Below are 16132 nucleotides of genomic sequence, written 5' to 3' on the forward strand. Positions count from 1 at the left end.
CCTATAACAAGTATGAAGATAATATACCTTAGCGCTATTAATATCTTTTCTAAAAAAAATTCATTTTCCATTCTGTAAATCTCTTCTTTTTATTGAAGCTTAAGTTTTTTAACTACCTCTAATTTAAGCAATTTAATCATTATTAGATAACAATTACTTGCAAAGTATATAAACAAAAAAAGAGCCTCGAAAGGCTCTCTTTTTTAGTCAGTCAATTCAAACTTAGAATTGGCTTTCATTTAATGCTTGGCTAAACGCTTGGTCAACATCGCTAAAGTCGTTGTGAAGTTCAAACTCCGCAGCTTCAGCTTCTTGACGACGACGTTCCAAGTGATACGCAAGACCTGTACCTGCAGGAATCAAACGACCTACAACCACGTTCTCTTTCAGACCACGCAACTCATCTTCTTTACCTGTTACAGCCGCTTCAGTTAACACACGAGTGGTTTCCTGGAACGATGCAGCAGAAATGAACGAGTCAGTAGAAAGCGACGCTTTGGTAATACCCATCAATTGACGCTCAAATTTCGCTGGGAATTTGTTTTGCGCTGCAACTGCTTGGTTTTCTTGTACCATGCGGATGTAATCGACTTGCTCACCTTTGATGAAGCTTGTATCGCCACCATCAGTGATATCAACTTTACGCAACATTTGACGTACGATGACTTCAATGTGCTTATCGTTGATTTTTACACCTTGCAGACGATAAACGTCCTGAACTTCGTTCACGATGTAGTTGGTCAACGCCACTTCGCCTTTCAAGCGTAAGATGTCATGTGGGTTTTGTGGACCATCAGAAATGGTTTCACCACGGTTGACATGCTCGCCTTCGAACACGTTAATGGTACGCCATTTCGGAATAAGCTCTTCATAGATTTCAGAGCCATCATCTGGAGCAATAACCAAACGGTTCTTACCTTTGGTTTCTTTACCGAAGCTTACAACACCTGACACTTCAGCCAAGATTGCATGTTCTTTCGGTTTACGCGCTTCGAACAAGTCCGCAACACGTGGCAAACCACCAGTAATGTCACGAGTACGTGACGTTTCTTGTGGTACACGACCAATAACGTCACCCACACCAATCGTTTCACCATCACGTACGGTTACGATTGTGTTTTGTGGCAAGAAGTAGAACTGTTCAGTACCATCAGCCGTATCAAGCACGATCGCAGGACGCATATCTTTACCAGCGACAGGACGTGCAGTTACAGGCAAGATTTCAACTGTTGTCATACCAGTTGCATCATCAGTTTTAGATGTTGCAGTTACGCCATCAGCGATTTGCGAGAAGCGTACTTTACCAGCAACTTCTGTTACCAATGGATGGGTATGCGGATCCCAAGTCGCAACGATACCACCAGCTTCAACCACTTCACCATCTTTCAGTACAATGCTTGCACCGTAAGGAAGTTTATAACGCTCGCGTTCACGACCTAAATCATCTGCAATACCGATTTCACCTGAACGTGAAACAGAAACCAAATGACCTTTGGTATGTTGTACAGTTTTCACATTGTGGAAACGCACAGTACCTTTGTTACGCACTTGTACGCTGTTTGCCGCAGAAGTTCGGCTCGCTGCACCACCTACGTGGAACGTACGCATGGTTAACTGTGTACCTGGTTCACCAATTGACTGTGCTGCCATTACACCAACAGATTCACCTGGGTTTACCAAGTGACCACGAGCCAAGTCACGGCCGTAACAACGTGCACATACACCAAATGTAGATTCACAGTTTACAACCGAACGAACTTTAACTTCATCGACACCTGCTTCTTCAAGATAAGCTGCAATTTTCTCGTCAATTAAAGTACCACGAGGCAATACAACTTCATCATCAGATGCACGTTTTACGTCTTCTGCAGTTACACGACCCAATACGCGATCACGTAATGGCTCAATCACGTCACCACCTTGAATGAGTGGAGTCATGACTAGACCGCCCGCTGTACCACAGTCAGGTTCAGTAATTACCAAGTCTTGTGCAACGTCTACAAGACGACGTGTCAAGTAACCAGAGTTCGCAGTTTTTAATGCAGTATCCGCCAAACCTTTACGCGCACCGTGGGTTGAAATAAAGTACTGAAGTACTGTCAAACCTTCACGGAAGTTCGCTTTAATTGGCGTTTCAATGATCGAACCATCTGGTTTCGCCATCAAACCACGCATACCTGCCAACTGACGAATCTGTGCAGCACTACCACGCGCACCAGAGTCAGACATCATATAAATGCTGTTAAATGATTTTTGCTTCTCGTCTTCACCTTTCTTGTTTTTCACAAAGGTATAAGACAAGTTGTCCATCATCGCTTTAGCAACTTGGTCGTTGGTACGTGCCCAGATATCGACCACTTTGTTATAGCGTTCACCCGCAGTTACGAAACCTTGTTCGAACTGTTGTTCGATTTCACGAACTTCGGCTTCTGCTTTGGCAATAATTGCTTGTTTTTGTGGTGGAATGAGCATGTCTTCCATACCCACAGATACACCAGAGCGAGTCGCTTGACGGAAGCCCAAGTACATCAATTGGTCAGCAAAGATAACGGTATCTTTTAGACCTAATTTACGGTAGCAAGAGTTGATCAGTTTTGAGATGTTTTTCTTGGTCATCTCAAGGTTGATTGACTCGAAGCTTAGACCTTCAGGTACGATTTCCCAAAGTAAGCAGCGACCAGGTGTCGTATCAACAATAATGGTTTGTTTTTCACGTTCGCCATTTTCGTTAATTACAGTTTGGTGTACACGTGCTTTTACACGAGCGTGCATTGCCACTTGACCTGTTGCAAGCGCACGGTTCACTTCGTGAGTATCCGCAAACACCATGCCTTCGCCATTGGCATTTACCGCATCACGTGTGATGTAGTAAAGACCCAAGACCACGTCCTGAGAAGGTACGATAATCGGCTCACCGTTGGCAGGTGACAAGATGTTGTTGGTTGACATCATTAACGCACGAGCTTCAAGTTGAGCTTCAAGTGTTAATGGTACGTGTACCGCCATTTGGTCACCGTCGAAGTCGGCGTTAAACGCTGTACATACGAGTGGGTGTAGACGGATCGCTTTACCTTCAATCAGGATCGGTTCAAATGCTTGAAGACCCAAACGGTGAAGTGTTGGCGCACGGTTCAACATCACTGGATGCTGACGAATCACAGATGCAAGAACGTCCCAAACTTCTGGAGTCTCGCGTTCAACCATTTTCTTCGCAGCTTTAATGGTTGTTGCCTGACCTGAAGCTTGTAGTTTCGCGAAAATAAACGGCTTGAATAGTTCAAGTGCCATTTTCTTCGGAAGACCACACTGGTGCAAACGTAAAGATGGACCTACGGTAATTACCGAACGGCCAGAATAGTCAACACGTTTACCCAACAAGTTTTGACGGAAACGACCTTGCTTACCTTTGATCATATCAGCCAAAGATTTAAGCGGACGTTTGTTCGAACCTGTAATCGCACGACCACGACGACCGTTGTCTAACAAGGCATCCACAGACTCTTGTAACATACGTTTTTCGTTACGTACGATGATATCTGGTGCAGCCAAGTCAAGAAGGCGTTTCAAACGGTTGTTACGGTTGATCACACGACGGTAAAGGTCGTTCAAGTCAGAAGTCGCGAAACGACCACCTTCAAGTGGTACAAGCGGACGCAAGTCTGGTGGAAGTACTGGAAGTACATTCATCACCATCCATTCTGGCTTGTTGTTTGACTCTTTGAATGCTTCCATCAATTTCAAGCGCTTAGACGCTTTTTTCAACTTCGTTTCAGAAGTTGTTTGAGGAATTTCTTCACGTAAACGTGTGATTTCAGCTTCAAGATCGATGTCTTTCAACAAGTCTTGAACTGCTTCTGCACCCATTTTCGCAGTGAATTCATCACCGTGTTCTTCAAGTGCATTGAAGTATTCTTCATCAGTCAGAAGTTGATACTTCTCGAACGGAGTCATACCAGGATCGGTAACAACGTATGATTCGAAATACAATACACGTTCGATATCACGAAGTGTCATATCAAGAAGCAAACCTATACGGCTTGGTAATGATTTTAAGAACCAAATATGTGCAACTGGTGATGCAAGTTCAATGTGACCCATACGTTCACGACGAACTTTCGCAGTTGTTACTTCAACGCCACATTTTTCACAAATGACGCCTTTATATTTCATACGCTTGTATTTGCCACACAAGCATTCGTAATCTTTTACTGGACCAAAGATTTTGGCACAGAATAAACCATCACGTTCTGGTTTAAAAGTACGGTAGTTGATTGTCTCTGGCTTTTTAACTTCACCGTGAGACCACGACTTAATCATTTCTGGTGACGCAAGACCAATACGGATGCGATCAAACTCTACTGGAGCATGACCGTCAGAGTCCGTCTTCTTACGCATGATATCGAGCAAGTCTTTCAATTTTTTTCTCCGTGTGCCGAGGAGCATAACTCGCTCGGCTGGGTCACAAATATTGTTTTTTCCTGAAAAATCTAAGCAGTTTAGGGCTTAGTCACCATTTTTCAGTTCAATGTTGATACCTAAAGAACGGATCTCTTTGGTCAATACGTTGAATGATTCAGGCATACCTGGATCCATATAATGGTTGCCATCTACAATGTTCTTATAGATGCGGGTACGACCTTCAACGTCATCCGACTTCACAGTGAGCATTTCTTGAAGTGTGTATGCTGCACCGTATGCTTCAAGTGCCCAGACTTCCATCTCACCGAAACGCTGACCACCGAACTGTGCTTTACCACCAAGCGGCTGTTGAGTTACAAGCGAGTAAGAACCTGTTGAACGCGCATGCATCTTGTCATCAACCAAGTGGTTCAATTTGAGCATGTACATATAACCAACAGTGACAGGACGATCAAATTTCTCACCTGTACGACCATCGTACAAGTCCATCTGACCAGTCTTCGAGTAGCCTGCAAGGTCAAGTAACTCTTTGATTTGGCTTTCTTCAGCACCATCAAATACAGGTGTTGCCAAAGGCACGCCTTTACGTAGGTTACCTGAAAGTTTCAAGATTTCTTCATCAGTCAATGAGTCAAGTTCTTCTTGCTCGCCACCGACTTTGTTATAGATCTTGTCAAGGAAATCACGCAGTTCAGCCAGCGTGCGTTGCTGTTTAAGCATCTTGTCGATTTGCTCGCCCAGACCTTTTGCAGCCAAACCTAAGTGAGTTTCCAAAATCTGACCCACGTTCATACGTGATGGTACGCCTAGTGGGTTTAATACCACGTCGACAGGAACACCATTGGCATCGTGTGGCATGTCTTCTACAGGCAAGATGTTTGATACAACACCTTTGTTCCCGTGACGACCCGCCATTTTATCACCAGGCTGGATACGACGTTTCACTGCCAAGTAAACTTTTACAACTTTCAATACGCCAGTTGTAAGTTCGTCACCTGTTGCAAGTTTGCGTTTTTTCTCAGCAAATTTCTCATCAATTTCAGCGCTCTTCTCTTTCAAGAACACTTGAATTTGACTTAAACGTTCAGCGATTGCTTCATCAGTCGGTTGGATTTCAAGCAGATCAACCAGCTCAAGACCTGATAGAACAGATTCAGCAAGCTTGTCACCACGTTTAGTTGTACCGCCGCCATTAGATTCTTGATCTGTTAACAAGCGAATAATACGTTCACGTGCTGCTTCTTCAAAGATTTTGAATTCTTCTTTCAAATCTTTACGGTAAGCATCAAGTTGTGCTTTTTCAATTGCTTGTGCACGATCATCTTTCTCTAAACCATCACGAGTAAAGACTTGAACGTCGATGACTGTACCTTTAGTACCTGATGGCACACGCAAAGAAGAGTCTTTTACGTCAGCCGCTTTTTCACCAAAGATAGCACGAAGCAATTTTTCTTCTGGAGTTAACTGAGTTTCGCCTTTTGGTGTCACTTTACCAACAAGGATGTCCCCTGCTGTTACTTCAGCACCAATGTAAACGATACCAGACTCATCCAGTTTAGACAGTGCAGCTTCACCAACGTTAGGAATATCAGCCGTAATTTCTTCTGCGCCCAATTTAGTATCACGTGCAACACATGACAATTCTTGGATATGAATAGAGGTTAAACGGTCTTCTTGAAGTACACGCTCAGAAAGCAAGATCGAGTCTTCGTAGTTGAAACCGTTCCATGTCATGAACGCAACACGCATGTTTTGACCAAGTGCCAACTCACCGCCATCGGTAGAAGGACCATCAGCCAATACATCACCGCGACCCACTTTATCACCCAAGTTCACAAGAACTTTTTGGTTGATACATGTGTTTTGGTTTGAACGTGTGTATTTGATCAAGTTATAGATGTCGACACCGGCTTCACCAGCAATCATCTCATCTTCATGAACACGAATAACCACACGCGAAGCATCAACAAACTCGATTACACCGCCACGGTTAGCAATCACACACACACCAGAGTCACGTGCTACGTTTGCTTCCATACCTGTACCAACAAGTGGCTTGTCAGCAAGTAACGTCGGAACAGCCTGACGTTGCATGTTTGAACCCATCAATGCACGGTTCGCATCATCGTGTTCAAGGAATGGAATCAATGATGCAGCAACAGATACAACCTGCTGTGCAGATACATCCATATGCGTCACTTTTTCAGGAGGCATACGTACAGTTTCACCTTGGTGACGAACTGTAACCATCTCATCGATCAAGTTACCTTCAGCATCAACTGCTGAGTCGGCTTGCGCAATTACTGTACCCACTTCTTCAATTGCAGAAAGGTATTCAGTTTCTTCAGTAACACGACCATCAACAACTTTGCGGTACGGAGTTTCCAAGAAACCGAAGTCATTGGCCTTCGCATAAACAGAAAGCGAGTTAATCAAACCAATGTTTGGACCTTCAGGCGTTTCAATCGGACATACGCGACCATAGTGTGTATGGTGTACGTCACGCACTTCAAAGCCTGCGCGTTCACGTGTCAAACCACCAGGTCCAAGTGCTGATACACGACGTTTGTGTGTAATCTCAGACAACGGGTTGTTTTGATCCATAAACTGAGACAACTGGCTTGAACCAAAGAATTCTTTGATTGCCGCAGCGACAGGTTTAGCATTGATCAAATCTTGTGGAGACAAGTTATCAGTTTCTGCTTGGCTTAAACGCTCTTTTACAGCACGTTCAACACGAACCAAACCAACACGGAATTGGTTCTCAGTCATTTCACCAACAGAACGAACACGACGGTTACCCAAGTGGTCGATATCGTCAACTTCACCTTTACCGTTACGGATTTCGATCAAGATACGCATTACATCAATGATATCGTCGTTCGACAAGATACCTTCAACTTCGCGAGATTTCTGATCTGTACCCACTTCGTATGGGCGACCCAAACGACGGTTAAACTTCATACGGCCTACAGGTGACAAGTCATAACGTTCTGTAGAGAAGAACAAGTTATGGAACAAGTTTTCTGCTGCTTCTTTGGTTGGTGGCTCGCCTGGGCGCATCACTTTATAAATTTCAACCAATGCTTCATCACGACTAGACGTTGTATCTGCGCGTAAAGAATCTGCAATAAATGAACCACGGTCAATATCATTGGTAAACAGGATGTTAAATTGCTTAACACCACCTTCAGCCAATTTCACCATAATGTCATGGCTCAGCAAGGTATTTGCAGGAATCACTTCACCATCACGTAAAGTCACGTTTTCTGCAATAATACGCTCATACAAGTATTCATCTGGAACAGGCAGTTTAGTCAGGCCTGAAGCTTCCATTTGACGTACATGACGTGCGTTGATACGTTTACCTTGTTCAACAATCACTTTACCTGAGTTGTCTGCAATATCGAACTGTGCCATTTCACCACGCAGGCGATCTGGAACCAATTCAATCTGGTAACTACCCATATCGACATATACAGGAACTTTTTCATAGAACAAGTTCAGGATTTGTTCGTCAGTGTAATTCAGCGCACGTAAAATAACCGTTGCCAACAATTTACGACGACGGTCAATACGTACATAGACCAAATCTTTAATATCAAATTCGAAATCCAACCATGAACCACGGTAAGGAATAATACGAGCAGAATATAAAGTTTTGTTGGCGTGAGTTTTACCTTTGTCACTGTCAAAGAATACGCCAGGAGAACGGTGCAACTGAGATACGATTACACGCTCAGTCCCGTTAATCACGAACGTACCATTTTCCGTCATGAGTGGCATTTCACCCATATAGACTTCTTGTTCACGAACGTCTTTGATTGATTTAGTTTCGCGATCTTTAATGATCAAGCGAATTTTTACGCGCATTGGTGCCGCATAAGTTGAGCCACGAAGAATACATTCGCGAACATCAAACTCTGGCTTACCAAGGCTATACTCAACAAATTCTAAAGCAGCATTGCCAGAATAACTTTCGATTGGAAAAACTGAACGAAATGCGGCCTGAAGACCGATATCTTCTCGATTTTTTGGTGTTTTACCATCTTGTAAGAATGTTCTGTACGAGTCGACTTGAATCGAAAGCAAGTACGGAACGTCCATCACTTTAGGCAAATTACCAAAATTCTTACGGATCCGTTTTTTTTCGGTATATGAGTATGCCATTTGGAGTCCTCGGAAAGTACAAAACTAAATCCGCCTGCAGTTCAGATTTAGATGGAATGACGCAAGCCGATATGGCCACCACTACTTACAAATGCTGCAATTTAGAGTGGTAATAAAACGCTTAACAATATTTTTTATTGAAAAATATTGGTAAGCGTTTGATATATTGCGTTATTTTATAAAATATTCGTTTTCATTCGATAAGAACAAAAATCGAGCCGATTATTGTAACGCAAAAAGGCTGATGACCCAAGAGCCATCAGCCATTTTTTAGGAGCCAATTAAAAACAATTGACTCCTCTGCAAATTACTTAAGTGTAACTGTAGCACCAGCTGCTTCAAGTTTTTTCTTAAGTTCTTCGCCTTCTTCTTTAGAAACTGCTTCTTTAACAACTGAAGGAGCGCTTTCAACAAGATCTTTAGCTTCTTTAAGACCAAGGCCAGTAGCTTCACGAACTGCTTTAATAACCGCAACTTTGTTAGCACCGAAAGAAGTCAACTCAACGTTGAATTCAGTTTGTTCTTCAACAGCAGCAGCAGCGCCAGGAGCAGCAGCAACAGCTACAGCAGCAGCAGATACGTTGAATTTCTCTTCAAAAGCAGAGATAAGTTCAACAAGTTCAAGAACAGTTTTTTCAGCAACTGCGTTTAAAATTTCTTCGTTAGTTAAAGCCATGAGAATAACTCCAAATGGAAATTGAATGGTGTGTAAATAAATTTAAGCTTATGCAGCTTCTGGCTCGTTTTTCTCTTTGAGCGCTGTAATGAGGCGACCCAATTTCGAAATAGGAGCTTGAAGAACACTGGCAAGCATAGTAAGCGCTTTTTCTTGGTTCGGAAGATTTGCAATTACGCTAACTTCAGCACCTACATAAACCTTGCCATCAAATGCGGCAGCTTTAAGTTCAAATGCTTTGTTAGTTTTTGCAAATTCTTCGAACAAGCGTGCAGCTGCACCCATGTCGTCTTCAGAAGTTGAAAAACCAAGGATTGTTGGACCAACAAGGTTGTCGTTCAAGATATCAAACTGAGTACCTTCGAACGCACGTTTAGCCAAAGTGTTACGAACGATACGCGTATTAACACCTAGCTTACGAGCTTCAACACGTAATTGTGTCAATGCTTCTACAGTTAAACCTTGGTAGTCAGCAACAACAGCAGAAAACGCTTTAGAAGCAACTTCGTTTACTTCTGCAACGATCTGTTTTTTGTCTTCGATAAGAAGAGCCATCGTAAACCTCCTAACGGTGATCTATGTACTTTTTACAAGTACACTCCCAATTCGTAAGCTCTTTCGAACTTACACGCGGAGGATGAATAAATCACACCACCGCGTCTACTCGGACTGAATTTTTAAGAAAAAAGTTCTAAAAAAACTTTCCTCGCCCGAGGTCTTTGACGCTGATAAATTTACATTTATCAATTCAAAGTCCGCCTGATGAGAAAGCAATACATTGCTTAAGTGTAAAAGAAAATCAATGACTTACTATTAACACTTTTCCCTATCAGGGCTTTAAAATTCTGTTCTAAGCCGGAACTTAGTTAGAAACGTTGCTTACATCAACAGTAAGACCAGGACCCATAGTTGAGCTCAAAGTGATCTTTTTGATGTATACACCTTTAGAAGTTGCTGGTTTTAACTTTTTCAAGTCAGCAATCAAAGTTTCAACGTTTTGACGAACAGCTTCAGCAGAGAAACCTACTTGACCGATCGCAGCGTGGATAATACCCGCTTTGTCTACACGGTAACGTGCTTGACCAGATTTTGCATTTTTAACTGCATTTGCAACGTCTGGAGTAACCGTACCCACTTTCGGGTTTGGCATCAAGCCGCGTGGACCAAGAATCGTACCCAATTTACCGACAACGCGCATTGCGTCTGGAGCAGCAATGACTACATCAAAGTCAAGGTTGCCACCTTGGATGCTCTCAGCAAGATCATCAAAACCAACGATGTCTGCACCAGCAGCTTTAGCTGCTTCTGCATTTGCACCTTGAGCAAACACTGCAACACGTACAGTTTTACCAGTACCTGCAGGAAGTGTAGTCGCGCCACGAACAACTTGGTCAGATTTACGAGGATCAACACCTAGGTTTACCGCAACATCCAAAGACTCTTTGAATTTAGCAGCAGGAAGGCTCGCAAGAACTTGTACTGCTTCTTCCAAAGTGTAAACTTTGTTTGCTTCAACAGCAGCAGCAATGGCTTTTTGACGTTTAGTTAACTTTGCCATGTCTTATAGCTCCACTTCCAAGCCCATAGAACGTGCAGAACCAGCGATGGTACGAACACGTGCGTCTAAATCAGCACCAGTTAAATCTGGTTCTTTAGTAGTCGCGATTTCTTCCAATTGAGCACGAGTCAACTTACCAACTTTAGTTTTGTTTGGTACAGGTGAACCCTTTTGGATACCGGCAGCTTTCTTAAGAAGAATAGATGCAGGAGGAGTTTTCATGATGAATGTGAACGATTTATCGTTGTACACAGTGATCACGACAGGAATTGGCAAACCAACTTCAAGTTTTTGAGTCGCAGCATTGAATTCTTTACAGAATGCCATGATGTTTACACCACGTTGACCCAATGCAGGACCAATCGGTGGAGATGGATTTGCTTTACCAGCTGGAACTTGCAGCTTGATATAGCCGTCAATCTTCTTAGCCATTTTAAATTACCTCTGGGTGCAAACGCCGCTAGGCTCCCCAACTATCTTTTGCAACATAATTGTTACAATAACAATGCCCGAATAAATCGGGCGTTTTCCAACCAGTTCAAATTAAATGGTTTTTTCGACTTGGCGAAATTCCAATTCAACTTGAGTTGGTCGATTAAATACATTAATCGTCAACGTTAAACGTGACTTCTCGTATTGAACTTCTTCCACCACACCTTTAAAGTCTGTGAATGGACCGTCAATAACCAATAATTCTTCACCTGGTTCAAACATCGTCTTAGGACGAGGTGCTTCACCCGTACTACGTACACGAGCAAGAATCGCATCTGCTTCGCGCTGAGTAATTGGTGCAGGTTTTTCTGGTGTACCACCAATAAAGCCCAATACTTTTGGACATTCTTTAACAATGTGCCAAGTATCGTCATTCATTTCCATTTCGACTAACACATAGCCAGGAAAGAATTTACGCTCAGACTTGCGTTTTTTACCGTCCTTCATTTCTACCACTTCTTCGGTAGGAACAAGAACGTCACCAAAACTATCGGCAACAGTACTACGCTGGATTCGGTCTTTGAGTGAGCGCATCACTTGTTTTTCATAACCTGAATAGGCATGAATAATATACCAACGTTTCATAGCTTCTTACCCGATAATCAACTTCACTAACCAGCCCAAAGCGTAGTCAAAACACCACAACACAATTGAAGCAATAACAACAACAAGTACAACTTGCCATGAGGTTGTTACGGTTTCTTGCTTGGTTGGCCAAGTTACTCGACGTAATTCTACGCGTGCGTCCTTCAGTAAATGGATAAATCCTTTACCTTGGTGGGTGGCGTATAATAAACCTAAAGCAACGATGATACAAGCTAAAATTGCACCTATGCGCGTCCAAACATTATTGGCTGGCGCCCAGTATGCTGGCAGATACTGATTCACCAAGGTTGCACAAACAAGTAAAATAATCGCAACAATCCACAGGACAACATCCAGGGGGGAGCCAGAACGAACAACTTCAGCAGAATTATTTCTTTGAGGGATTGGCGCGTCGCTTAATGCGTCACGCGATTTATCATTCGACATGGGTGTACTCGTCGTAGAATTCGCGACTTATTATAAGACAATTTAGCTTAGTCAGCATCAAGCTTTAACTTTGAAATAAATGGCAGGTTAGGAGGGACTCGAACCCCCAACATTCGGTTTTGGAGACCGACGCTCTACCAATTGAACTACTAACCTACAAAGTAAACCGAGAATCTAAATTCTCGGTTTAAATATCACTATAAGTATTATGCAATTACTTTCGCAACAACACCAGCACCTACAGTACGACCACCTTCACGGATCGCAAAACGTAGACCTGGGTCCATTGCAATCGGGTGGATCAATTCTACTGACATTTCTACGTTGTCACCAGGCATAACCATTTCAACACCCTCTTTAAGAGAGATCGCACCAGTTACGTCAGTTGTACGGAAGTAGAACTGTGGACGGTAACCGTTTAGGAATGGAGTATGACGGCCACCTTCGTCTTTAGAAAGTACGTATACTTCTGCGTCGAATTTAGTGTGTGGCTTGATTGAACCTGGTTTAGCCAATACTTGACCACGTTGTACGTCTTCACGTTTTGTACCACGTAGAAGAACACCACAGTTCTCGCCCGCACGACCTTCGTCTAGAAGTTTACGGAACATTTCTACGCCAGTTACAGTTGTTTTAACTGTATCTTTAATACCAACGATTTCAACTTCTTCGCCAACTTTAACGATACCAGACTCAACACGGCCTGTTACTACTGTACCACGACCAGAAATTGAGAATACATCTTCGATTGGCATCAAGAATGCTTTGTCGATTGCACGTTCTGGCTCTGGAATGTAAGAGTCAAGTGCTGCAACTAGATCAAGAACTGATTGCTCGCCATAAGGACCAGCTTCACCGTTAAGTGCCGCAAGAGCAGAACCACGGATTACAGGAGTGTCATCACCAGGGAAGTTATAAGTAGAAAGAAGTTCACGAACTTCCATTTCTACCAACTCAAGTAATTCTTCGTCGTCTACAAGGTCGCATTTGTTCAAGAATACGATGATGTAAGGTACACCTACTTGGCGAGAAAGAAGGATGTGTTCACGAGTTTGTGGCATTGGACCATCAGTCGCTGCACATACAAGGATCGCACCGTCCATCTGAGCAGCACCAGTGATCATGTTTTTAACATAATCGGCGTGTCCTGGGCAGTCAACGTGCGCGTAGTGACGAATTGGAGAATCGTATTCTACGTGAGAAGTATTAATTGTAATACCACGTGCTTTTTCTTCTGGAGCTGAGTCGATTTGCGAGTAATCTTTCGCTTCGCCGCCGTAAGTTTTTGCACAGATCGTTGCGATTGCAGCAGTAAGAGTTGTTTTACCATGGTCAACGTGACCAATTGTGCCCACGTTTACGTGTGGCTTATTACGTTCAAACTTGGCTTTAGCCATGATGATCTTCCTTTTTAAACTACTCATGCAGGGTCACTGCATGAGCACTTGGTTTTTAACTAAGAATTAGTTTGGGCTTATAGTAATCGAAAGATTACTCGTCGTCACCTTTTTTACCGCCAGATTGGAATTTAGAAATAATGCCTTCAGCCACGTTACGTGGAGTTTCAGCATATTTAGCAAATTCCATAGAGTAAGTCGCACGACCTTGAGACATAGAACGCATTTGAGTTGCATAACCAAACATCTCAGCCAATGGAACTTCAGCGCGAATTGCTTTAGTACCACCAGGTAAATCGTCCATACCTTGAACCATACCACGACGACGGTTTAAGTCACCCATGATATCGCCCATGTAATCTTCTGGAGTTTCCACTTCAACTTTCATGATAGGTTCAAGCAAGATAGGATCTGCTTTCATGAAACCATCACGGAAGGCATAAGAACCTGCCATTTTGAACGATAATTCGTCAGAGTCGACATCATGGTAAGAACCGTCAAATAATGTCGCTTTGATACCCACAACAGGGTAACCAGCCAAGACACCATTCTTCATACGTTCTTGAATACCTTTGTCTACCGCGCCAAAGAATTCTTTAGGTACAGTACCACCAACAACTTCTTCAGCGAATTGGTAATCTTTACCTGCTTCTTCAACATCCATAGGCTCTAAACGAACATATACATGACCGAATTTACCTTTACCACCTGTTTGACGAACAAACTTACCTTCTTGCTCAACAGTCTTTTTGATTGTTTCGCGGTAAGCTACCATTGGTTTACCAATGTTAGCTTCAACACCGAATTCACGTTTCATACGGTCAACGATGATGTCAAGGTGAAGCTCACCCATACCAGCAATAATGGTTTGACCAGATTCTTCATCAGTACGAACACGGAACGATGGATCTTCTTTCGCCAAACGACCTAAAGCAATTGACATTTTTTCTTGGTCAGCTTTAGTTTTTGGTTCAACAGCCAAAGAAATTACTGGCTCTGGGAATTCCATACGTTCAAGTGTAATGACATTTTTCTCATCACACAGTGTATCACCAGTTGTTACGTCTTTAAGACCTACACACGCTGCGATATCACCCGCACGAATTTCGTCAAGATCTTGACGTTCGTTTGCGTGCATTTGCACGATACGGCCGATACGTTCACGTTTAGATTTAACTGGGTTATATACTGGGTCGCCTTGTTTAAGAACACCAGAATAAACACGTACGAATGTCAGGTTACCTACGAATTTGTCGTTCATGATTTTGAACGCAAGTGCAGAGAACGGAGCTTCGTCAGATGCTTCACGAGTTGCTTTAGTTTCAGCTTTATCGTCAAGAATACCTTCGATTGCTTTAACTTCTGTTGGAGATGGTAAGAATTCAATTACAGCATCCAACATACGTTGAACACCTTTGTTTTTGAACGCAGAACCACAAAGCATGACTTGAATTTCAGAAGCCAATGTACGTGCACGTAAACCTGCGATGATGTCTTCTTTAGAAAGATCACCTTCTTCTAGGTATTTATCCATCAAGTCTTCAGAAGCTTCAGCAGCTGCTTCAACCATGTTGACACGCCATTCTTCAGCAATCTCAACTAGATCAGCAGGAATCTCGCCGTATTCAAACTTCATACCTTGAGATGCTTCATCCCAAATGATCGCTTTCATTTCGATCAGGTCAACAACACCTGCGAAAGTATCTTCTGCGCCGATTGGCACAACGATAGGCACAGGGTTCGCGCCAAGGCGAGTTTTCATTTGCTCAACAACACGGAAGAAGTTTGCACCAGTACGGTCCATCTTGTTCACGAATGCCAAACGAGGTACTTGGTATTTGTTTGCTTGACGCCATACAGTTTCAGACTGAGGCTGTACACCACCTACCGCACAGTAAACCATGCACGCACCGTCAAGAACACGCATAGAACGTTCAACTTCGATAGTGAAGTCAACGTGTCCCGGGGTGTCAATTACGTTAATACGGTGTTGTTGGAATTGGTTAGCCATACCAGACCAGAAACAAGTTGTTGCAGCAGAAGTAATGGTAATACCACGTTCTTGCTCTTGTTCCATCCAGTCCATTGTCGCTGCACCATCATGTACCTCACCAATTTTGTGAGAAACACCTGTGTAGTACAAAATACGTTCTGTAGTAGTTGTTTTACCTGCGTCAATATGCGCAGAAATACCGATGTTACGGTAACGAGAAATCGGAGTTTGACGAGCCATGATGTCTGACATTCCTAAATGTGATCTTTAAAACAGGACGCACCAATAAAAATTGATGCGTACGAATACTCAAACTGTTGGGCAACTTAAATACCCGCGAACGCTCCACTTTGGTAGAGAGCTACGTTAAATCGAGCTGCGGTACGCATGAGTAT

10 protein-coding genes and 1 tRNA gene are annotated in these 16132 nt (G+C 43.0%); all 11 read right to left on the reverse strand.

Going from position 1 to position 16132, the window contains the following annotated elements:
• Nucleotides 1-222 precede the first annotated feature (222 nt).
• The 11 genes from rpoC to fusA all read right to left on the reverse strand — a co-directional run bounded on the left by rpoC (nt 223) and on the right by fusA (nt 15977).
• Entirely contained in the window at nt 223-4416 is a 4194-nt protein-coding gene (gene rpoC / locus E0H77_RS07395; protein ID WP_131315283.1) for a DNA-directed RNA polymerase subunit beta', read from the reverse strand.
• Between the two features lie 87 nt (nt 4417-4503).
• Nucleotides 4504-8589: a DNA-directed RNA polymerase subunit beta gene (gene rpoB, locus E0H77_RS07400; RefSeq protein ID WP_131376420.1), complete on the reverse strand. Its 4086-nt coding sequence runs from the start codon at nt 8587-8589 to the stop codon at nt 4504-4506.
• Nucleotides 8590-8896: 307 nt separating this feature from the next.
• Nucleotides 8897-9265: a 50S ribosomal protein L7/L12 gene (gene rplL / locus E0H77_RS07405; protein ID WP_131315285.1), complete on the reverse strand. Its 369-nt coding sequence runs from the start codon at nt 9263-9265 to the stop codon at nt 8897-8899.
• A gap of 48 nt (nt 9266-9313) precedes the next feature.
• Nucleotides 9314-9820 carry a 50S ribosomal protein L10 gene (rplJ, locus tag E0H77_RS07410; protein ID WP_004749884.1) on the reverse strand — a complete coding sequence of 169 codons (507 nt, stop codon included), beginning with the start codon at nt 9818-9820 and terminating at the stop codon, nt 9314-9316.
• A gap of 307 nt (nt 9821-10127) precedes the next feature.
• Nucleotides 10128-10823, reverse strand: a complete 696-nt coding sequence (gene rplA, locus E0H77_RS07415) for a 50S ribosomal protein L1 (RefSeq protein WP_131315286.1) — start codon at nt 10821-10823, stop codon at nt 10128-10130.
• A gap of 3 nt (nt 10824-10826) precedes the next feature.
• On the reverse strand, nt 10827-11255 hold the full coding sequence (gene rplK / locus E0H77_RS07420) for a 50S ribosomal protein L11 (RefSeq protein ID WP_131315287.1): 429 nt from the start codon (nt 11253-11255) through the stop codon (nt 10827-10829).
• Nucleotides 11256-11366: 111 nt separating this feature from the next.
• Nucleotides 11367-11900, reverse strand: coding sequence for a transcription termination/antitermination protein NusG (gene nusG / locus E0H77_RS07425; RefSeq protein ID WP_004749886.1), 534 nt, complete (start codon nt 11898-11900; stop codon nt 11367-11369).
• A gap of 6 nt (nt 11901-11906) precedes the next feature.
• On the reverse strand, nt 11907-12347 hold the full coding sequence (gene secE, locus E0H77_RS07430; protein WP_131376423.1) for a preprotein translocase subunit SecE: 441 nt from the start codon (nt 12345-12347) through the stop codon (nt 11907-11909).
• A gap of 80 nt (nt 12348-12427) precedes the next feature.
• Nucleotides 12428-12503, reverse strand: a tRNA-Trp gene (locus E0H77_RS07435).
• Nucleotides 12504-12553: 50 nt separating this feature from the next.
• A complete protein-coding gene (gene tuf, locus E0H77_RS07440; protein ID WP_131376426.1) occupies nt 12554-13744 on the reverse strand; it encodes an elongation factor Tu in 1191 nt (396 codons plus the stop codon).
• A gap of 94 nt (nt 13745-13838) precedes the next feature.
• Nucleotides 13839-15977, reverse strand: a complete 2139-nt coding sequence (gene fusA / locus E0H77_RS07445; RefSeq protein WP_131315215.1) for an elongation factor G — start codon at nt 15975-15977, stop codon at nt 13839-13841.
• Nucleotides 15978-16132: the final 155 nt, after the last annotated feature.

Source organism: Acinetobacter brisouioides, from assembly GCF_004331075.1.
GTDB lineage: Bacteria > Pseudomonadota > Gammaproteobacteria > Pseudomonadales > Moraxellaceae > Acinetobacter.

What these genes read in the sequence shown, in the direction of transcription:
- rpoB (WP_131376420.1), bottom strand. Translation starts at nt 8,589, where the DNA reads ATGGCATACTCATATACCGAAAAAAAACGGATCCGTAAGAATTTTGGT.
- rplL (WP_131315285.1), bottom strand. Translation starts at nt 9,265, where the DNA reads ATGGCTTTAACTAACGAAGAAATTTTAAACGCAGTTGCTGAAAAAACT.
- rplJ (WP_004749884.1), bottom strand. Translation starts at nt 9,820, where the DNA reads ATGGCTCTTCTTATCGAAGACAAAAAACAGATCGTTGCAGAAGTAAAC.
- rplA (WP_131315286.1), bottom strand. Translation starts at nt 10,823, where the DNA reads ATGGCAAAGTTAACTAAACGTCAAAAAGCCATTGCTGCTGCTGTTGAA.
- rplK (WP_131315287.1), bottom strand. Translation starts at nt 11,255, where the DNA reads ATGGCTAAGAAGATTGACGGCTATATCAAGCTGCAAGTTCCAGCTGGT.
- nusG (WP_004749886.1), bottom strand. Translation starts at nt 11,900, where the DNA reads ATGAAACGTTGGTATATTATTCATGCCTATTCAGGTTATGAAAAACAA.
- secE (WP_131376423.1), bottom strand. Translation starts at nt 12,347, where the DNA reads ATGTCGAATGATAAATCGCGTGACGCATTAAGCGACGCGCCAATCCCT.
- tuf (WP_131376426.1), bottom strand. Translation starts at nt 13,744, where the DNA reads ATGGCTAAAGCCAAGTTTGAACGTAATAAGCCACACGTAAACGTGGGC.
- fusA (WP_131315215.1), bottom strand. Translation starts at nt 15,977, where the DNA reads ATGGCTCGTCAAACTCCGATTTCTCGTTACCGTAACATCGGTATTTCT.